23 protein-coding genes are annotated in these 18,182 nt (G+C 36.0%); 10 read left to right on the top strand and 13 right to left on the bottom strand.

Annotated features, from left to right (window positions below; genetic code table 11):
- Window positions 1-19: 19 nt before the first annotated feature.
- The 4 genes from G7Y56_RS10010 to G7Y56_RS09995 all read left to right on the top strand — a co-directional run bounded on the left by G7Y56_RS10010 (window position 20) and on the right by G7Y56_RS09995 (window position 2,809).
- Window positions 20-601, top strand: coding sequence for a hypothetical protein (locus G7Y56_RS10010; RefSeq protein ID WP_165043157.1), 582 nt, complete (start codon window positions 20-22; stop codon window positions 599-601).
- Between the two features lie 178 nt (window positions 602-779).
- Window positions 780-1,166: a hypothetical protein gene (locus G7Y56_RS10005; RefSeq protein ID WP_165020737.1), complete on the top strand. Its 387-nt coding sequence runs from the start codon at window positions 780-782 to the stop codon at window positions 1,164-1,166.
- 252 nt (window positions 1,167-1,418) lie between these two features.
- Window positions 1,419-2,321, top strand: coding sequence for a hypothetical protein (locus tag G7Y56_RS10000; protein ID WP_165043156.1), 903 nt, complete (start codon window positions 1,419-1,421; stop codon window positions 2,319-2,321).
- A 119-nt stretch (window positions 2,322-2,440) separates the two neighbouring features.
- On the top strand, window positions 2,441-2,809 hold the full coding sequence (locus tag G7Y56_RS09995; RefSeq protein WP_165020739.1) for a YccF domain-containing protein: 369 nt from the start codon (window positions 2,441-2,443) through the stop codon (window positions 2,807-2,809).
- A 20-nt stretch (window positions 2,810-2,829) separates the two neighbouring features.
- On the opposite strand, the gene G7Y56_RS09990 is transcribed toward G7Y56_RS09995, so the two are convergent.
- Window positions 2,830-3,435: a DUF4230 domain-containing protein gene (locus tag G7Y56_RS09990; RefSeq protein ID WP_165043154.1), complete on the bottom strand. Its 606-nt coding sequence runs from the start codon at window positions 3,433-3,435 to the stop codon at window positions 2,830-2,832.
- 11 nt (window positions 3,436-3,446) lie between these two features.
- On the bottom strand, window positions 3,447-3,932 hold the full coding sequence (locus G7Y56_RS09985; protein WP_165020741.1) for a surface-adhesin E family protein: 486 nt from the start codon (window positions 3,930-3,932) through the stop codon (window positions 3,447-3,449).
- 219 nt (window positions 3,933-4,151) lie between these two features.
- Between G7Y56_RS09985 and G7Y56_RS09980 the strand changes: the two genes are divergently transcribed.
- From G7Y56_RS09980 to recA, 4 genes are read left to right on the top strand one after another with little or no spacing between them, the layout of a single operon-like run.
- Window positions 4,152-4,727, top strand: coding sequence for a TIGR00730 family Rossman fold protein (locus G7Y56_RS09980; RefSeq protein WP_165043152.1), 576 nt, complete (start codon window positions 4,152-4,154; stop codon window positions 4,725-4,727).
- Between the two features lie 25 nt (window positions 4,728-4,752).
- Complete coding sequence (locus G7Y56_RS09975) at window positions 4,753-5,277, top strand: hypothetical protein (protein WP_165043150.1); 525 nt, start codon at window positions 4,753-4,755, stop codon at window positions 5,275-5,277.
- 6 nt (window positions 5,278-5,283) lie between these two features.
- Window positions 5,284-5,742 (top strand): thioredoxin-dependent thiol peroxidase, encoded by a 459-nt coding sequence (gene bcp / locus G7Y56_RS09970; protein ID WP_165043148.1) that lies wholly within the window; start codon window positions 5,284-5,286, stop codon window positions 5,740-5,742.
- A 26-nt stretch (window positions 5,743-5,768) separates the two neighbouring features.
- Window positions 5,769-6,791, top strand: a complete 1,023-nt coding sequence (gene recA / locus G7Y56_RS09965; RefSeq protein ID WP_165043146.1) for a recombinase RecA — start codon at window positions 5,769-5,771, stop codon at window positions 6,789-6,791.
- A gap of 78 nt (window positions 6,792-6,869) precedes the next feature.
- Here the strand turns inward: recA and G7Y56_RS09960 are convergent, their stop codons facing one another.
- The 10 genes from G7Y56_RS09960 to G7Y56_RS09915 form a co-directional block, all read right to left on the bottom strand.
- Window positions 6,870-7,400 (bottom strand): DUF4252 domain-containing protein, encoded by a 531-nt coding sequence (locus tag G7Y56_RS09960; RefSeq protein ID WP_165043145.1) that lies wholly within the window; start codon window positions 7,398-7,400, stop codon window positions 6,870-6,872.
- A 102-nt stretch (window positions 7,401-7,502) separates the two neighbouring features.
- A complete protein-coding gene (locus G7Y56_RS09955; RefSeq protein ID WP_165043143.1) occupies window positions 7,503-7,967 on the bottom strand; it encodes a DUF4252 domain-containing protein in 465 nt (154 codons plus the stop codon).
- A 3-nt stretch (window positions 7,968-7,970) separates the two neighbouring features.
- Window positions 7,971-8,528, bottom strand: a complete 558-nt coding sequence (locus tag G7Y56_RS09950) for a hypothetical protein (protein WP_165043141.1) — start codon at window positions 8,526-8,528, stop codon at window positions 7,971-7,973.
- Window positions 8,518-9,021: an RNA polymerase sigma factor gene (locus G7Y56_RS09945; protein ID WP_165043139.1), complete on the bottom strand. Its 504-nt coding sequence runs from the start codon at window positions 9,019-9,021 to the stop codon at window positions 8,518-8,520. Before G7Y56_RS09945 ends, G7Y56_RS09950 begins: the two co-directional genes overlap by 11 nt.
- A 4-nt stretch (window positions 9,022-9,025) precedes the next feature.
- A complete protein-coding gene (locus G7Y56_RS09940; protein ID WP_165043138.1) occupies window positions 9,026-9,538 on the bottom strand; it encodes a DUF4252 domain-containing protein in 513 nt (170 codons plus the stop codon).
- A 29-nt stretch (window positions 9,539-9,567) separates the two neighbouring features.
- Window positions 9,568-10,035, bottom strand: a complete 468-nt coding sequence (locus G7Y56_RS09935) for a DUF4252 domain-containing protein (protein ID WP_165020751.1) — start codon at window positions 10,033-10,035, stop codon at window positions 9,568-9,570.
- 205 nt (window positions 10,036-10,240) lie between these two features.
- Window positions 10,241-11,089 (bottom strand): META domain-containing protein, encoded by an 849-nt coding sequence (locus tag G7Y56_RS09930; protein WP_165043136.1) that lies wholly within the window; start codon window positions 11,087-11,089, stop codon window positions 10,241-10,243.
- A gap of 20 nt (window positions 11,090-11,109) precedes the next feature.
- Window positions 11,110-11,892: an amidohydrolase gene (locus tag G7Y56_RS09925; protein ID WP_165043134.1), complete on the bottom strand. Its 783-nt coding sequence runs from the start codon at window positions 11,890-11,892 to the stop codon at window positions 11,110-11,112.
- Window positions 11,893-11,904: 12 nt separating this feature from the next.
- Window positions 11,905-12,444 carry a 1-acyl-sn-glycerol-3-phosphate acyltransferase gene (locus G7Y56_RS09920; RefSeq protein WP_165020754.1) on the bottom strand — a complete coding sequence of 180 codons (540 nt, stop codon included), beginning with the start codon at window positions 12,442-12,444 and terminating at the stop codon, window positions 11,905-11,907.
- A complete protein-coding gene (locus G7Y56_RS09915) occupies window positions 12,444-12,725 on the bottom strand; it encodes a hypothetical protein (RefSeq protein WP_165043132.1) in 282 nt (93 codons plus the stop codon). The genes G7Y56_RS09920 and G7Y56_RS09915 overlap by 1 nt, the downstream gene beginning before the upstream one ends.
- A 143-nt stretch (window positions 12,726-12,868) precedes the next feature.
- Between G7Y56_RS09915 and G7Y56_RS09910 the strand changes: the two genes are divergently transcribed.
- Entirely contained in the window at window positions 12,869-14,527 is a 1,659-nt protein-coding gene (locus G7Y56_RS09910) for a glycogen/starch synthase (RefSeq protein ID WP_165043130.1), read from the top strand.
- A 144-nt stretch (window positions 14,528-14,671) separates the two neighbouring features.
- Window positions 14,672-17,251: an alpha-glucan family phosphorylase gene (gene glgP / locus G7Y56_RS09905; protein ID WP_165043129.1), complete on the top strand. Its 2,580-nt coding sequence runs from the start codon at window positions 14,672-14,674 to the stop codon at window positions 17,249-17,251.
- Between the two features lie 75 nt (window positions 17,252-17,326).
- On the opposite strand, the gene G7Y56_RS09900 is transcribed toward glgP, so the two are convergent.
- Window positions 17,327-17,992 carry an oxidoreductase gene (locus tag G7Y56_RS09900; protein ID WP_165043127.1) on the bottom strand — a complete coding sequence of 222 codons (666 nt, stop codon included), beginning with the start codon at window positions 17,990-17,992 and terminating at the stop codon, window positions 17,327-17,329.
- Window positions 17,993-18,182 lie beyond the last annotated feature (190 nt).

Here is an 18,182-nt window from a genome sequence, read left to right as displayed (position 1 = left end):
AATTTTAAACGGTTAGATTATGAGGACGCATTTGTTTTTAATTCTATTTACAATAAGTACGTTAGGGATATTATTTACTTCTTGTGGGAGTGATGATGATTATGTGCCAGACTTAACAATGTATGATAATTCTGTTCTGCAGGGTAAATATAATGGTACATGCAAAGTTGATTTAATAGATATTAAAAGACCTACCGAGAATTTGAATACAACAATGTATCTTAAGAATACCTCTGATGCGAAAGTTTTATATATGATAACTGATGAATTTGGTCTTATTGATAGTGGAGATAAGGTGAGAAATTTCAAATATACTTCTCTGGATAAAACTGCATGTATATTTACAATTGGTGCATTTGGTAACACAGATCGGGTTGGGAGTAATATTCCTGAGTATATAACAAAATGGTTTTCGGATGACTTCGATAAAATTAATAAAGTAGACTTAAACTTAAATCAAACCACTGCAAATTATACATTTGCTACAGAAACACTTACATATACACTTAAAGGAACATTGAAACTTTATGTGGAAATCGGATCTGAAAGTTTTGAGAAAACGAATGAAATCCAATATACATATTCAGTCGTTAAGCAATAAAAACAAGTTGTTTTGTAAAATCTAATATTAATAAAAGCTGATCCATATTTTTTGGATCAGCTTTTATTATTTACGCTAGATAGCTGATAATTAAAACTATTTCTTAATTATTTTGTTTAAAATATAGGCTCACGACTGAAAAGGTGGGCAGAGTAGTTGAATTAAAGTTAGTAGAAAGATGAAAAAAATATTTGTAATGGCAGGCTTTGCCGTTTTGATGTTTGGTTTTGTAGCGTGTACAGAGACTAAGAAAGATACTCAGGACGCTAAAGAATCTATAGAAAATGCAGCGGACGATCTTAAAAAAGAAGCGAATGAAACGCAGAAATCTATAGAAAATACAGCAGAAGAGGCAAAAAAACAATCGGAAAGTAAAGCTGATGAGTTGAAGGAAAAAGCCGATGATGTTGTAAGTAGTACGAAAAAAGAGGTTTCTAAAGACGCTGATAAAGCTAAGGCTGCAGTAAAAGATGCAGCCCAAGATGCAGAAAAGAAAGCTAAAGAAGCAAGCGATAAAGCAAAAGCTGAAGCTCAAAAAGCAGCAGACGCAGCGAAAAAATTATAATAATAAAAAATTGGTGTTTTATTATAACATAACAGTAAAAGTCTTGATAACCAGATATCAAGACTTTGTTTGTTAGATAAAGAGATCTTTTGTAAAATAAGAGATCGTAAAAAACGTTTATTCTCTGCATGAATGTTATTAAAACAATAAATACTAATTAAATTAAAGGTAAAAAGCTCGTTTACAGCATTGATATCAACAGGAAAAGATATATCTTTGTAGTCCGAGTCACAGTAGACCATTTGCAAAACGATGAATAAGCTTTATATATTTTTTCTTTTAATAACCTTCTTCTTGGCTGGTTGTACAAACAATAGCGATGAGTCTGGGGGGACTGATCCCGATCCTGAATTTACAGAAACGAATAAACCGCTTTCTGTGCAGAATATTACAGGTAAGTGGGAGGTATATAATTTTACTAAGACAGTGAATTCTGGCACACCTCTTCGATATGTCGATATTGATGGTTTTACTATAACTTTTAATGCTGATAATACATTCTCGGAGGCTAATGCCCGAGGTGATTTGGGTAATAAAGGTGAATATGAAATATCGAGATCGGACTCTATAACATTTCGTTTTAAGAACGAAGATCAAGAGAATGATACTACAGGCTATATTGTTACACTTTTAAGTGATAAGAGGCTTGTCACGCTTGATTCGTATTTCGCTCAACTTGCAGGCTCTTCTGCGGTTTTCCGTGTCAAGGATCTGAAATTCTGGCGAAATCTGGCTACTATGCCGACCGGACATCCGGGAGTAACCAAAGAAGATGTGACTATAGAAAGATTGCAAGGTCAATGGGAAATTTACTCTTATCGCGAATATATAGGCGGTAGTCTTGCTACTGATAATGCAGAGAAAGAAGCTTTATTTAAAGGTGTTACTTATTTGTTTAATCTGGATAAAACATATAAAGAGTTTGGAAAAAGTGGAGGATTAGCCACGCAAGGTACTTTTGTCATTGTAGATGATGTTGTTCATTTATTTGACAACGCACAGGAAGAGGGAGCAAATATTTCTTATACAGTGTGGATAACCAATTGGGTGAATGATGAATTTGTATTTTATCATATAACTATGGAAGTGGTGCCTGGATCGACTCAATTGAGAATTCGCGAATCCTTTACGAATTTGAGGAGAAAGGCTTCGTAGAAATTGATAAGGATAAGAATTAATATATAGATAGAACAATATTGGAAAACACCATTATTGTTCTATTTTTTTATACATTTGGCGATAAGATATAACAGACGTGAAAAAAGAAGTGATTTATGAAAACTATAGGTAATATTATTTGGTTTGTCTTCGGTGGTTTTATGATTGCAATAGAGTATTTTATTGCGGGTTTACTAATGATGCTTACCATAATTGGCATACCTTTTGGTATACAGGTTATGAAAATGGGCATGTTAGCTATTTGGCCTTTCGGACATAAAGTAGTTGAGGATGAAACTTCATCGGGATGCCTTAGTTTTGTAATGAATATCATCTGGATTATAGTAGGCGGATTCTGGATCGCGCTCACTCATCTCTTTTGGGGGATACTATTTTGTATAACAATTGTAGGTATTCCTTTCGGGAAGCAGCATTTCAAACTTATCAGGCTGGCCCTCGTTCCTTTTGGGAAACGTATCGAATAGAACTTCCTCTGAAATTTTAATTAAGGGAAACTATATTTATTATTTTCCGAAGTTTCCGATCGGAATGTGATCATAATATGATTGAAGCCCATCGATTGTAATATAGGATGTAGTAGTTGAATCGTATTCTCACGGCTTTTTGGTGCAAAATCCATTTTTAGAGCTTGAGCATATAATTCTTTTTCTGCATATCGGTAAGCCTCATCTGTTATTTTTTCAGATTCCCATAACCCATATTCTATATCATAGATGTGAGATTTCGAATGGTCTATCTTGCTGTGACATATTTCGGGTGCAGGTAGTGTTATACGGATCGAATCGCCTGCAGTATAAATATCTTTATCTCTGATTTTCGTTAAATCTACACATCCTATTACTTCGCCTGTTACTACAAGTACCGTTTTTGCATTAGGAAGCCATTCACGCACTTTCTTATACTCGATTATATCTTGTATACTATATCTTATCACTTCCAGATTGCCTAAAGCTTCAACTTTTTGTACAATCATGTTATGTGATATTTCGACTTTCGTTTCTTCATTTTTGGGCGAAACAATGAAGTATGTAATCAATCCTCCGATGAGACCTCCGATTATTAGTAATGTAAGTAATGCTCTTAATCTCATGCTGTTAAATTTTATTGTTCATAATCACAAACGAAAAAGAAAGTATAATCACCAACCGTGTCATTCTCTACATTGAGCCAGCGAATATTATTTTTAGCATGGGTTGTTCTTACAATGCGATTACCGAGTGAATCAAAATCTTCGACAGACAACACCCTGAATCGTTTATTTGTGCATTCGTAGAGGCAATTGTATATGCAATAACTAAAATCAATCCATTTATCGGCTTTTTCAGGCTTTCCCATTTTGGTATATTCTGCTTTTATCTTATCAGCATAGGCTTTGCGGCTCTTGTCGGATATGTATACTCGTTTCTCGCGTGCATACGTTACAGCACCCTCATGTCTTATACTTGCTGTGTCTATGTATATTTCTACATCTTCTATAACAGCTATGTTATGCCAGTTTTCGGGTTTGTCAGCCAATGTCTGAGTCGATTTACAGCTGGCAAAAAGGAGAGTTAATAGAGTAAAGAAGATAATTTTTTTATATTCCATAGCTTTATGTGTGTTCTTTGAATTAAGAACAAATATATGTTTTAAAAGTTTTCAACAGCATCTTTTATTCTCTAAATATCTAGTATATTATTATTATCTTTGTTAGATTAAAGTTGCAATTTTATTTATCATTTTGAAATGCATAATGATCAAAGTATATTATAGTTAAAACGGGATCTTTAATATTTTATTTATACAAAAAATAGAGCAATTCATAATATGAAATATATATCTGTATTCTGCGGTTCATCGAGTGGTAACGACAATGTTTTTCCGGAACAAGTCTCTTTATTGGGACAAACAATTGCACGCAGAGGATATGGTATCGTGTATGGTGGTGCCCATGTTGGTCTGATGGGTGCAGTAGCTGACGGTGCATTGAAGCAGGGCGGTCAGGTTATTGGTGTTATTCCGCAATTTCTTAAAAAGAAAGAATTGGAGCACAAAAAATTGACGAAAATACATGTTGTAGAAACTATGCACGAGCGTAAAGCTCTTATGAATGAACTAAGTGATGGGGTTATTGCCTTACCCGGAGGATATGGAACCATGGAAGAATTGTTTGAGATGCTTACATGGGCACAATTAGCATTACATAAGAAACCTATAGGCTTATTGAATATCGATGGTTTTTATGATTCTCTTATTGCTCTTTCGGATACGATGATTAAAAAAGGTTTCCTTAAAGATGAATATCGGGAATTACTTTTGGTTGATAATGATATTGAACGGTTATTGGATAAGATGGAGGCGTATAAGCCTCCGCTAAACGATAAGTGGTTCGTAACCGCATGAGAATAATATTCAAAACAAACTTTACATGAGAAAATTATTATTAATTAGTCTATCTGTATTCTGTTTTATAGGGGGCTATGCGCAAACAAAAGGAACAGTAAGTAAGCGTTCGGTAGAAAAGTCCTCGACAAAATCGAAAACGACGTATAGTTATTTTTTACTTGACCAAATGAAAGCCGTCGATGATGTTTACACAGCTTTCGTAGTTGATACAAGAGCTTTCTGGAATAAAGAGCCTGACTGTGATTTGTCAAAATTGGTTGATGAACGTGTATTGCAGATAACACAAATCAGAAGTACTGTTAATTTGAGCCCAGTGTATATCGGAGGAGATGATTATCGTGAATCTGTAATTGATTATATTGAGGCTGTGAGCCAAAAGGTGAAAACATTGTATGGCTATGCTATTATCGACCCGAATACGCAAGCAGAAGAATATGATGAGGCAATGAAGGTTTTTGATGAAGCTACAGATGTAGCAATGGAAAAGCGAAATAAATTGAAAGAAGTAAAAAATATTTATGAAAAGACTTTTTATATAGAAAAATAGAAAATTATGGCATTAAATGTTGGAGATAAAATACCTGAGATACTAGGCGTCAATCAAGATGGGGTAGAGGTTAAAGCGAGTGATTATACAGGGCGGAAGCTAGTCCTTTATTTTTATCCGAAAGATAATACTCCCGGTTGTACAGCCGAAGCTTGTAGCTTAAGAGATAATTTTGGGGACTTGCGAAAAGCCGGTTATGAAATACTTGGTGCGAGTCTCGATGATGAAAAGTCTCATAAGAAATTTATCGAAAAGCAACAATTGCCTTTTCCTCTTATTGCCGATACAGACAAGCGTCTGATAGAAGAGTTTGGCGTATGGGGAGAGAAAAAGTTTATGGGGAAAGATTATATGGGTATTTTGCGTACCACATTCCTGATAAATGAACAAGGGATAATAGAAAAAATAATAGGTCCGAAAGAAATTAAGACTAAAGATCACGGTCAACAAATATTAAATCAGTAATAACAAATATATAAAGGAAGATTATAATGGCAGAAGAAAAAGAGAAAAAGGAAAAAACATCTCTCAATCCGGAAAAAATGAAAGCCTTACAGGCTGCAATGGATAAGATAGAGAAAAGCTACGGAAAAGGCTCTATCATGAAAATGGGAGATGATAAAATTGATGAAATAGCTGTTATTCCGACAGGTTCTATTGCACTGAATGCTGCTCTTGGCGTTGGTGGATATCCTCGTGGAAGGGTAGTAGAGATATATGGCCCAGAATCGTCGGGTAAAACTACATTGGCCATTCATGCTATTGCAGAAGCCCAAAAGGCAGGTGGTATTGCAGCGTTTGTTGATGCAGAGCATGCTTTCGACAGATTCTATGCAGAGAAATTAGGTGTAGATATTGCGAATCTTTTGATTTCGCAACCCGATAGTGGAGAGCAAGCTTTGGAGATAACAGAGCAATTGATCCGTTCATCGGCTATCGATATCATCGTTATCGACTCGGTGGCTGCCCTGGCGCCTAAGGCTGAGCTGGAAGGTGAAATGGGAGACTCTAAAATGGGTCTACAGGCACGTTTAATGTCGCAAGCATTGCGTAAATTGACTGCTGCGATTAATAAAACAAATACAACTTGTATTTTTATCAATCAGTTGCGTGACAAGATCGGTGTGATGTTCGGTTCTCCCGAAACTACGACTGGTGGTAATGCATTGAAATATTATGCATCGGTACGTCTTGATATTCGCCGTATCGGGCAGTTGAAAGATGGTGACGACGTGAAAGGTAGCCAAACCCGTGTGAAAGTTGCTAAAAATAAAGTGGCACCTCCTTTCCGTAAGGCTGAATTCGATATCATGTATGGTGAAGGTATTTCACGTGCAGGTGAGATTGTCGATCTGGGTGCAGATTTAGGTATAGTAAAGAAAAGCGGTTCATGGTATAGCTATAACGAGACTAAATTAGGTCAGGGGCGCGAAGCTGCTAAGGATACTATAAAAGACAATCCTGAATTGGCTGAAGAACTGGAGGCACTAATTTTTGCTGCGCTTAAGAAGTAATTTTACTTATAAAATAAAGAAAAGGGCTTTGAATAATTATTCAAAGCCCTTTTTATATGATTTTTTCAGTATCGCTTATTAGTCGACATCGTATATTATAAATTCTTCTTCTTCAATATTTTCGGTTTCTCCTTTTTCTTCTTCATTTAGTATATTCTGTACTTCCTCATAAGAAAAACGACCAGTTAATCTGATTACATAATACTCTTTAATATCGCCTGCTACTATAATGAATTCATTTCGTGAATCTTTTTTTCCGGCTTTGAATAAAAATAAAACATCTCCGTTTTGCGTATTCAGGTTAAGCAACGATCTGTAGTCTTTATCTTTAGAGAAATGCGCAACTTCCTTTCTTATCTTTTGGGTCACAGTTTCATCGTGCGAAATATACATCTGCATTTCGTCAATCTTACTAAAGATCTTATCTATACTTGCACCGGCTGCATTTATACCATTACTGGAAGTTGATGCTAACATTTCACCCGAAAGATTCATCATCTCGATTCCTTTTATCTTGGCTATATTCTTGAATACATCTTTTGCATATATTTGTGAAAATGCTGAACATAATAAAAGTGTAGTAAGTATGAATAAGTGTTTTATCTTCATTTGTTTTCGTTTTTATATTAAGCCGTAAAGGTATATAAAAAAACGCCGGATGTATTTAGCATTCGGCGTTTTTGTTATTGATTATTGATCGAAGTAGCTTTATTACTTGCTGTTAGCTATCTTTTGTATATCCTGCGCTGTGAAACTGCCTAGTAGACGGATTATAGTGCACTCGTTAGGCTCACTTACCACCATGACCAGTTCTTTGAATTCAGTATCATTTTTCTTTTTCACGTAGAATGTGATATGATCTTCTTTGTCTTTTACAGTCATTAGCGATTCATACAATTTATCCTTGGTAAGAACTTCTGCTTCTTTTCTCATCATGGCTGCTATATTTGGCTTTTCACTTGTATATATTTCTACCTGATCCAGCTTGTTAGCTAGCCCTTTCAGGTCTGCTCCACCCATATTCATATTAGGAGCCATACTTAAAAGTGTTTTAGATATATATACAACAGAGATTTCATTATTGTTCGAAAATTTGTCGAACAAATTACTTTGCGCCTGTATGCCCATTGTGCTAAGCATAAGGGCTATAATGGTAAATAATATCTTTGTCTTCATAATTTATTTATTTTTTCGATTGAATGTTTTATCCAATATTTCGTTTGTTTTATCAATATTATTCGATACAAGCTCTAACTGATTCATTCCCTTATTGAGGTTTGCGGCTACAAGCAGTAGCGCTTTTTCTGCTTCTTTTTTAGCCTGATCCGGATCGGTAAATGTATCTTTTAATTCTTGCTTCTCTTGAAATTCGTTACCCGCTAGAATCGATGATTCGTGAGGTCTATTGTTGAAATAAAGTCCAACTGAAAATAAAATTGCTATACATGCCGCTGCACTAACAGCCCATATCCATAAATGTTTCTTGTTTCGACTTTTCTTTTTCTCATCTTTCTCTGCTAAACTATCGATCAGATCTTCCAGTTTTGATTCAAGAGTAGGGGGTACTTCTATGTTTTCTTCGCTTTGGAATAGTTGGAGAAATATTTCTTTTTCACCAAGTAATTCTTCAGCTACATTGTCACTTTCGAAATAGCGAAGCAGTATAAGCTCTTCTTCATGGCTTGTTTCACCATTATAAAAAGCGTCTAAAAGTATTTTTATTTCGTCAGTTTTCATATCTGTTCAATTGTTTAAATTGTTCCCGTATTGTTTTTCTGGCTCTAGATAGTGTTACCCTTATGTTCCCGGCACTAAGTCCTGTGATTTGTTCTATTTCTTCGTCAGTACAACTATCCCAGTGCTTGAGTATCATAACTTGCCACTGTTGTTCGGGGAGATTGTCGACCAATTGCCTTATATGATGTACTTCATCTTGCAGCTCTATCTGTTTCGACAGAGATTCTGTTTCGGGTATATCATAATCATAACTTGTCTGCCTATTTTTCTTAGTCTTCCGTAAATGATCCAGACATTGATTCCGAAGAATCACAACCGCAAATATTTCGGTATTTTCTATATTGTCTAAGTCGTTACGCTTATCCCAGAGTTTCGTATAGGTTTCCTGTACAATATCTTCGGCGCTGGACTCATTTTGTATAATGCGATATGCAATCCGGTATAATTTCTGATGATACGGGAGAAATACTTTTTTAAAGATTTCTACGTCCATATTATCACTCTTTTTTATAGTTGTTATTTTGCTCGCTTATAAAATCATTTAAGTCAGATTCGTCCATGTTAACAGACATTCTTACAAATACAATCTCGTCTTGTTCTATGCTAAAAACTAATATTTCAGATATAATATCTCCGTTTTTATTTGCGACGATACGTACATTCTCTCCATCTTCTTTTACTCTTATCAATGATTCATAACCGTTGCCGTCTTCAAAGCTATTCATTTTGTCCAGTAGCTGGTTTTTTGTTTCTAACGAAAACCCTTCAAGACTAAAAACTTCTATTGAATCTATTTTATGCATAAAGGGTGGCGTGTTAGATTTCAACTGACCTGTCGGATCAGCTGCCGCTGCCGCTTCGAATGAAGAATTGAGCATTGCCTTATTTACAACTTGATGGTCGCTGTTGCATGTCTTTTCGAAATAAGCAATTACACTGTTGATATCCTGAGCAAATGTAATTTGGCTTCCGGCTAATACGATGATTAGGCATATAAGAGTCTTCTTCATAATCGGGATTGTATTTATAAAAAATCTGTTTACTTATTGTATTTATTTACGAGCTCTGCAATATCGCTTTCTTTTATTTTCCCTTTAAGGTGTACTATTGCAGGATCGTTATCTTGACAAAGGATAACTATTTCGCGAATTAAATCCTTCTCTTTTTTTATCATTATGCGGACACCTTCGTTTCCGTCTTTTACTTGTATCAGAGTTTCGTAGCCACCTCCATCTTTCAGTTTGCTGATCTGTTGTGCATAATCGTTCTTTATGCTTGCCGAACAGCTACCGAGATCATATACTGCCATCGATTGTATTCCTTTGGCTATGGGTGCATCATTGCCTCCGCCCATTATTTTGGCACAGCTCATAAGGAAACCGCCAATTTTTACATTTTCCACATTATCGACTTTCGAGAATTTAGCCATTAATTGCTCTACACCTTGTGCGTAAGCCGCTTGACCAATGACGAAAGTAAGAATTAAACAAAATAGATACTTTTTCATAACAAATAGTATTGGTTAAAATTAATATTTTTTTGGTTGATGTGCACGAATCAATCATCTTTCAATTACAAGGACGAACCACATAATATATTTGTTACAAGAAATGTAAACTATTTTTGAAATACCACTTAGAGGTATAAAAAAAGAGTTGTACTCTTTCTAGGATTGTACAACTCTTCTATTTGGTAAGGTGCTGAGTAAACGCTTATTCTATTGGTGTAGTTTCTGAAGAATTAACAACAGCATCTTCAGTTTTCGAGAATTCAAATACAACATTGCCATCTTTTAAGAATGTCAGTGTGTTGCCGTTGATTGTTGCTTGTAATGGTGTTGCCAAAGCGCTTGTGAATTTATCTTCACCTTGCAAGCTAGGGCAAGCCATTTTAGTAGACATTACCGGACCGAAAGTCACTGTGTTCTCTGTTAAAGTAAAACTGGTACGATATGTATTACATCCTGCAAAACCAAATATTTTGCCATCTGCCGAAATTTCCATAGTTGGTTTTCTATCTGAAAATAGTGTAGCCAAGTCTTCACCTGTGAATGATGAAAGAGTCCACGATCCAGCTAGATTGTCGAGGCTAACAGGTTGTACACCTGAATTTTCTTTTGCCATTTCTCCTTTTTCGAATTGAAGTAATACTTTTTCACCTTCAGTGAATTGAAGTACTCCGTCTTTATTCAGTACCAGAACAAGATTTGGAGTTCCTAATGCTTTAAGAAATTCAGGTTCTGCATTTTTTTGAAAACACATCATCATTGTAGATCCAAGTTGAGGAGCAGCAAATTCATTTTTTTCATTCAGGGTAAATCCACCGAAATATCTGTTACAACCGGCCGAACCGGCTATCAGACTATCTGTAAAATTAAATTCAATACTTGGTATCGGTCCCTCAAAAGCAGTTGTTGCTTCTGTTCCATTTAGGGTTTTTAATACCCAATATCCAGCTAAATTATTTTTCTCAATTGGTTTAGTAGAACTACAGCTTTGGATTCCAAAACTTAACGCTACTGCTGTAACAACTAATGTTACTGACTTAAGTAAATGTTTCATAATTAATATTTAATAATTGTTTATTCTATTTTAAATTTATCTGCATCTTTCCATACAGGAAATTTTGCTCTAAATTTATCAATATCTTCTTTAGATATAGAAACTGTTTCGATCTGCTCTTGGTTTAATGGGATAGATGTCAGTATCTCACCTTTAGCATTAATTAACTTCGAACTGCCATCATGTTTGAGACCATTGCCATCTGTTCCGATTCTGTTCACACCGCATACATAACACATGTTTTCGATTGCTCGTGCGTCGAGTAATGTATTCCATACTTTTATGCGTGATGCGGGCCAATTGGCAACATATATGAGTACGTCATATTCATTATTTATATTGCGTGCCCATACGGGGAACCGAAGATCATAACAGACTAATAAACAAATGTTGAATCCTTTATGTTCAAATATTAAACGTTTTTCGCCTGAGGAAAAGAAGTCGGCTTCTTGTCCCATTCTGAATAAATGGCGTTTGTCGTAGTAATATTCGGACGATGCGGAAATGAAAAATGCACGGTTGAAATAATCACCGTTTTCTTTAGCAATAAAGCTGCCGCATATTGCGATATCATATTGGGAGGCATATTGCTTTATGTAAGTAATGGTTTCTTCGGATACGGTTTCGCCTAATTCGTGACTACGCATCGAGAACCCTGTTGTACACATCTCGGGCAGGACAACTATATCTGTTTGTCCTGCCAAAGAGGCTACTATATCTTTGATTTTCGATAAATTGGCTTGCTTGTTTTCCCAAACGATATCATATTGGGCAAGGCTTACTCTGAGTACAGTATCTTGCATGACTGTATTTATTTAGAGTGCAAATTTTTCAGGATGGCGGGGGGTTACACCTTTGTAAAAAGCTTTTATTTCAAGTATATCAGCCTCTACATCTCCTGTAGGTATAATGATTTTCTTGAAATCGGCTTCTTTCTTCTTATAGTCGAAAGCAGCAACGACAATCGGAACTTTTGCTGCAAGGGCTATGTAATAGAAACCCTTTTTCCATTCTTTATTGTGCTTGCGTGTTCCTTCAGGGGTAACTGCTAATTGAAATTTTTCATTAGAGTTATAAAGGTCCGTCATTTGTTCTATTAACGATGTGTTTTTAGAACGATCCACAGGTACTCCTCCAATTGCTTTAAATATAAGATTCATAGGGAAGAAGAACCAATCTTTCTTTATCAGAAAAGAAGCATGTTTTCCCATCGATGTATATATTACAAGCCCAAGAGGTAAATCCCAATTGCTGGTGTGAGGAGCAACACAAATAACACACTTGTCGGGAATGTCAGTCAATCCGACTATTTTCCACCCAATCGATTTGAGTATGAACTTACAAATTGCTTTCATTAACCGAGCGCGGTAATTTCTTTTCCTATTATGTTTATTTGCTCTTGAATATCGCTGCGTAATTTTTTGTAATAAGCTTTAGTTCTACCTTTTACTTCTTTGCCTTCACTCACACTTACACGCTTTAGTAAGTTATCATGAATTTCTGCAATGTGAGCGATGACTTTGTCGGCTGCTTCTTTGTCTGCATCCATCACAAATACCTTATAGAATATGCAATCACCATAAAGTAAGTCCATTGATGCATTTATCTGTTTTTTCAAATCTTTTCTACTACTCATATTAAAATAAATTTGTATTTTTAAAAATTATAACCATCTTTAGGTAAACTAATAACGAAGGGCAAAGATACTAAAAAGACTTTACTTCTTCCTTCACATTAAGATTAATTGGGTTTAGAAAAAGACAACAGAAAAAAAACATTATGGCAAAAAAGAACTCTAAAACAGACTATATTTTTGAGACTAGTTGGGAAGTATGTAATAAGGTAGGGGGTATTTATACCGTTTTGTCGACGAGAGCAAAATCCATGCAGGATTTGCATAAAGACAAAGTTATTTTTATAGGTCCGGATGTTTGGACAAAAGAAAAGAGTCCTTGGTTCGAAGAAGATGAAAATCTTCTGGCCGATTGGAAAAAAGTTGCTTCTGCGCAGGATAATTTAAAAATCCGTATAGGACGTTGGGATGTACCGGGAAAACCGATTGTCATTTTAGTGAATTTCAATCAGTTCTATTCTCGAAAGGATACAATATATGCTGAAATGTGGAACGAATTTGGAGTAGATTCTTTGCATGCATATGGCGATTATGACGAATCGTGTATGTTTGCCTACGCCACAGGAGTCGTTATTGAAAGCTTTTACAAGTTTCATAAACTGGAAAAGAAAAATGTGGTAGCCCACTTCAATGAATGGATGTTGGGTATGGGTGCACTGTATGTGAAAAAACACCTGCCTCGCATTGGTACTTTATTTACTACACATGCTACTTCTATTGGTCGTTCAATAGCCGGAAATGGAAAACCGTTGTACAATTACTTAGCGGCTTACGATAGTGATCAGATGGCTCGTGAGTTGAACATGACCGCAAAACATTCTGTCGAAAAGGCGGCAGCACAACAAGTAGATTGTTTTACTACTGTAAGTGATATAACGGCTCGTGAATGTAAGCAATTGCTTCATCGTGAACCGATAGTTACTCCAAATGGTTTTGAGAAAGATTTTATACCTACGGGCGAAGCTCATGAGAAAAAACGTATTGCTGCTCGTAAAGCCCTGATCAATGTGACCGAGAAGTTACTAGGCTACGAGATAGAGAACGATGCTTTATTGGTGGCCACCAGTGGCCGATACGAGTATCGTAACAAAGGCATAGATGTATTTATAGATTCTATGGCGCGATTGGAAAAAATAAAGCAATTACAGAAAGATGTTATTGCATTCATAATGGTTCCTGCATGGATTGACGGCCCTCGAGCCGATTTGCAAGAACGTCTGGCAAAAAAGAAAATCCCTAAAGACCAGCTAAATCATCCGTATGTTACTCACTGGTTGCGTAATATGAATCACGATTCGGTATTGAATCAACTGGACTATCTGAAAATAGAAAATAAGAAAGAAGATAAAGTGAAAATCGTGTTTGTACCTTCTTATCTGAATGGATCGGATGGTATCTTCAACATGACGTATTATGATTTATTGATAGGTATGGATTTAACTGTATTTCCGTCTTATTATGAACCATGGGGATATACTCCTCACGAAAGTATTGCTTTCTCGGTACCGACTATAACAACCACACTAGCCGGATTTGGTCTGTGGATGCGTAAGATGGGCGATGAACGCGGTATGAGTGATGGTGCAGAAGTAATAAAGCGTGATGATTATAATTTCATAGAAGTTTCGGAAGATATATGTAATCGTGTATTTGAAATGACTACTAAAAGTGAAGAACAGGAAGTTCTGCTTCGTGAGTCGGCTTTAGATAGAGCGGGACTGGCCGATTGGGCACATTTTTATAAATACTATGAAGATGCTTACGCCTTAGCATTGGAAGAAGCGCAGGAACGAAATAAAATTTAACTTTAGCAAACGATTGCACTTCTAATTGATCTTTATATCAGATGAATATAGCAAATAATAAATCTTATTTAATTATATTTGCTTTATTCATGATTGATGGGTCAAATCACTAAAATTAAAGAACCAATAATAAAAACAAGCATTATGAAAATTAAATCAAGCTATTCGAACTCACCATCTTGGAGGAGTGCGCATACGCAAGTAAGATTACAAAAAGAATTGCTCCCTCTCGAAAAAATAGCTCACAATCTATGGTGGGTGTGGAATAACGACGCAACTGAATTGTTTGGAGATATGGATCCTGAACTCTGGAGAGAGGTGAACCATAATCCTGTTCTGATGCTTCAGAAGCTTTCTTACGAACGATCGGAAAAAATACTGGCAGATGCAGATTTGATGGCACGTGTTAAAAAAATCATCAAGAAGTTTGATGATTATATGACACAAAAATATGATACGAACAAAACATCTATTGCCTATTTCAGTATGGAGTACGGCTTTACACATGTGCTTAAAATTTACTCTGGTGGACTTGGAGTCCTTGCAGGTGATTATTTGAAAGAAGCAAGTGATAGTCATGTAGATCTTACAGGGGTAGGTTTCTTGTATCGTTACGGATATTTCACTCAGGCGATCTCTCCCGACGGACAACAGGTCGCTGAATACGAACCGCAAAATTTTGGTGAACTGCCTATAGAACAAGTGTTTAACGAGGATGGAAATCCTATGATTTTAGCCGTTCCGTATCACGATAGATCTGTTTATGCAAACGTATGGAAAGTAAACGTGGGACGTATCACATTGTATCTTCTGGATACTGATACAGACTTAAATAGCGAATACGACCGTTCTATTACGCATCAATTGTATGGCGGTGACTGGGAGAATCGTATGAAACAAGAATATCTGTTAGGTATCGGTGGTATTTTACTATTGAACAAGCTAGGTATCAAAAAAGAAATATATCATTGCAACGAGGGTCACGCAGCCTTTATCAACGTTCAACGTCTCTTAGACCTTATCGAAGGTGAAGGTTTATCATTCAACCAAGCATTAGAAGTTGTTCGTGCATCAGGCTTGTACACTGTGCATACTCCGGTTCCTGCAGGTCACGATTATTTCGATGAAGGTTTGCTTGGTAAATATCTAGGTGGCTATCCGGCACGTTTGGGTATCTCGTGGCAAGAATTTGTTGATATGGGACGTGAACATCCGGGTTCTTCCGAAAAATTCAGCATGAGTGCATTTGCATTGAATACTTGCTTGGAAGCCAACGGTGTAAGTTTGTTACACGGTAGAGTTTCACGCGAAATGTTCCAACCAATATGGCCTAGTTATTTTGCAGAAGAACTTCATGTAGGACATGTAACCAATGGTGTACATTTACCTACATGGACTGCTAAAGAAATGAAAGAGTTATACGAGAAGACTTTTGATAAAACTTTCTATGATGATCAATCTAATCATGATATCTGGAAGGAGATATATAAAGTTTCGGACAAAGAAATCTGGAAAGTACGTTCTACCTTGAAACGTCGTTTGATTCAATACGTTCAGGAGCAAATGAAAGAAGGATGGATCAAAAACCAAAAAGCTCCGTCTACTATTTTCTCTATTGTGGATAAAATTAATCCGGATGCGTTACTAGTTGGTTTCGGTCGTCGTTTTGCAACATATAAACGCGCACATTTATTATTTACAGATCTCGATCGTTTGTCGAAATTAGTAAACAATGAAAAACATCCTATCCAATTCTTATTTACAGGAAAAGCCCATCCTGCCGATGGTGCCGGACAAGGATTAATTAAACAAATCATAGAGGTTTCTCGTCGTCCCGAATTTATAGGAAAGATTATTTTCTTGGAAAATTACGATATGCGTTTAGCAAAACGTTTAATTTCAGGAGTAGATATCTGGCTGAATACACCTACTCGTCCGCTTGAAGCTTCGGGTACATCCGGCGAAAAAGCTGAAATGAATGGTGTATTGAACTTCTCTGTTCTTGATGGATGGTGGTATGAAGGTTATCGCGAAGATGGCGGATGGTGTCTGACCGATAAACGTACTTATACTAATCAGGCTTATCAGGATGAATTGGATGCTTCGACTATATATTCTACATTCGAAAATCAAATATTGCCATTGTATTATGCTCGTAATACTGCGGGTTATTCTCCAGAGTGGATTCAATATATCAAAAATTCGATAGCTCACATTGCTCCTGAATATACGACTAAACGTATGATAGATGATTACATAAAAGGATTCTATCTGCCATTAGCAGAGCGTACCAAATTGGTTACAGCTAACGGATATGCTAAAGCTAAGGAATTAGCTGCATGGAAAGAAGATACAGCTGCTAAGTGGGGCGATTTTACGGTAGAGTCTATAACTGTATCGGGGAAAGATGCTCCGGGAGTGACTTCGCTTGTAAATCTATCTGAAGGTGACAAAATGACTACGGAAATAGTTATTGATAAAAAAGATATGGTTGGCGATTTAGGTATCGATTGTGTTTTGGTTCAATATGATCCGGAAAAACAAATTGATAAATTTATCAAGACCGAAGAATTTACGCTGGTTAAGAAAGAAGGAAGTAAGCTTCATTTCGAAATTGATATGGTAGCTAAGATTCCGGGTACTTGTAAATTTGCTTATCGTGTATTCCCTAAACATCCGGACATGGCTCATCGTCAAGATTTTGCTTATGTACGCTGGATTTAATAGATCGAGTCTTTAATATAAAAGGGGTGAGTTTATTCAAATAAACTCACCCCTTTATTTTTTATCAGATTGTTTTTATCTTGCAGTAGCTATTTGAGCTATTTTATCAGATTCATATATATGATAGCCTATAGTATTCTGTTGGGCTATATTAAACATTGCACGAGCAACCCTCTTAGCTTTAATCGCTCTGTATTTTTTTAGTTTGCCAATAAGGACAAGTGAAGCCACTTTCATGAAGTATTCGCCTAATTTCTCTCCTAATCTGAATTCTTTTCTATTCCCCAATAAGAGAGAGGGACGAAATATAGAAATAGATTGGAAAGCAAGTTTTCTTAATACATCCTCGCATTTACCTTTTGTCCGCAAATAGAAATTCCCTGATTGGGCGTTAGCGCCAATAGCAGATATGATAAGATACTGTTTAACCCCCTTGCTTGCTGCAACTTTAGCAAAATTGGAAGGGTAGTGTAAATCTACTTTCTCAAAAACCTCTTGCGAACCGGCTTTTTTTATTGTCGTACCCAAACAGCAAAACATATCATCGCCATCAATCAAATCTTGATATAAATCGATGTTTTCGAAATCGATAGCATATTCTGTCAGTTTTGAGTGAGATAGTCCTGTCTCTTTCCGCACGAAGCTGACTACCTTATCATAAATATTGCTGTTGAGCAGTATTTGTAATAAGTGAGACCCTGTCAAACCTGTACTACCTAATATAATTGCAGTTTTATTCATATCGTTTATCTTTTTGGTAAGGTTTTTTACTGTCATGAGTATCATATCTCTACCTGTGAGAATATACTTTTTATATATTTTAGTGACAGTTCTTCTTAGATATTGCTAATATAATGATTCTTATGTTTAATAAGCTATATCTATAATCTAATTTATTATAAACTAACTATTTAAAATCGTTTTTAACCGG

Origin of the sequence: Dysgonomonas sp. ZJ709 (assembly GCF_011039195.1) — a bacterium.
Lineage (GTDB): Bacteria > Bacteroidota > Bacteroidia > Bacteroidales > Dysgonomonadaceae > Dysgonomonas.
Note: the sequence above shows the minus strand (reverse complement) of the source record. Positions and strands in the feature narration are given on the sequence as shown.

Excerpts from the sequence above, each read along its gene's own strand:
- G7Y56_RS10010 (WP_165043157.1), top strand. The coding sequence starts at position 20 with ATGAGGACGCATTTGTTTTTAATTCTATTTACAATAAGTACGTTAGGG.
- G7Y56_RS10005 (WP_165020737.1), top strand. The coding sequence starts at position 780 with ATGAAAAAAATATTTGTAATGGCAGGCTTTGCCGTTTTGATGTTTGGT.
- G7Y56_RS10000 (WP_165043156.1), top strand. The coding sequence starts at position 1,419 with ATGAATAAGCTTTATATATTTTTTCTTTTAATAACCTTCTTCTTGGCT.
- G7Y56_RS09995 (WP_165020739.1), top strand. The coding sequence starts at position 2,441 with ATGAAAACTATAGGTAATATTATTTGGTTTGTCTTCGGTGGTTTTATG.
- G7Y56_RS09990 (WP_165043154.1), bottom strand. The coding sequence starts at position 3,435 with ATGAGATTAAGAGCATTACTTACATTACTAATAATCGGAGGTCTCATC.
- G7Y56_RS09985 (WP_165020741.1), bottom strand. The coding sequence starts at position 3,932 with ATGGAATATAAAAAAATTATCTTCTTTACTCTATTAACTCTCCTTTTT.
- G7Y56_RS09980 (WP_165043152.1), top strand. The coding sequence starts at position 4,152 with ATGAAATATATATCTGTATTCTGCGGTTCATCGAGTGGTAACGACAAT.
- G7Y56_RS09975 (WP_165043150.1), top strand. The coding sequence starts at position 4,753 with ATGAGAAAATTATTATTAATTAGTCTATCTGTATTCTGTTTTATAGGG.
- bcp (WP_165043148.1), top strand. The coding sequence starts at position 5,284 with ATGGCATTAAATGTTGGAGATAAAATACCTGAGATACTAGGCGTCAAT.
- recA (WP_165043146.1), top strand. The coding sequence starts at position 5,769 with ATGGCAGAAGAAAAAGAGAAAAAGGAAAAAACATCTCTCAATCCGGAA.
- G7Y56_RS09960 (WP_165043145.1), bottom strand. The coding sequence starts at position 7,400 with ATGAAGATAAAACACTTATTCATACTTACTACACTTTTATTATGTTCA.
- G7Y56_RS09955 (WP_165043143.1), bottom strand. The coding sequence starts at position 7,967 with ATGAAGACAAAGATATTATTTACCATTATAGCCCTTATGCTTAGCACA.
- G7Y56_RS09950 (WP_165043141.1), bottom strand. The coding sequence starts at position 8,528 with ATGAAAACTGACGAAATAAAAATACTTTTAGACGCTTTTTATAATGGT.
- G7Y56_RS09945 (WP_165043139.1), bottom strand. The coding sequence starts at position 9,021 with ATGGACGTAGAAATCTTTAAAAAAGTATTTCTCCCGTATCATCAGAAA.
- G7Y56_RS09940 (WP_165043138.1), bottom strand. The coding sequence starts at position 9,538 with ATGAAGAAGACTCTTATATGCCTAATCATCGTATTAGCCGGAAGCCAA.
- G7Y56_RS09935 (WP_165020751.1), bottom strand. The coding sequence starts at position 10,035 with ATGAAAAAGTATCTATTTTGTTTAATTCTTACTTTCGTCATTGGTCAA.
- G7Y56_RS09930 (WP_165043136.1), bottom strand. The coding sequence starts at position 11,089 with ATGAAACATTTACTTAAGTCAGTAACATTAGTTGTTACAGCAGTAGCG.
- G7Y56_RS09925 (WP_165043134.1), bottom strand. The coding sequence starts at position 11,892 with ATGCAAGATACTGTACTCAGAGTAAGCCTTGCCCAATATGATATCGTT.
- G7Y56_RS09920 (WP_165020754.1), bottom strand. The coding sequence starts at position 12,444 with ATGAAAGCAATTTGTAAGTTCATACTCAAATCGATTGGGTGGAAAATA.
- G7Y56_RS09915 (WP_165043132.1), bottom strand. The coding sequence starts at position 12,725 with ATGAGTAGTAGAAAAGATTTGAAAAAACAGATAAATGCATCAATGGAC.
- G7Y56_RS09910 (WP_165043130.1), top strand. The coding sequence starts at position 12,869 with ATGGCAAAAAAGAACTCTAAAACAGACTATATTTTTGAGACTAGTTGG.
- glgP (WP_165043129.1), top strand. The coding sequence starts at position 14,672 with ATGAAAATTAAATCAAGCTATTCGAACTCACCATCTTGGAGGAGTGCG.
- G7Y56_RS09900 (WP_165043127.1), bottom strand. The coding sequence starts at position 17,992 with ATGAATAAAACTGCAATTATATTAGGTAGTACAGGTTTGACAGGGTCT.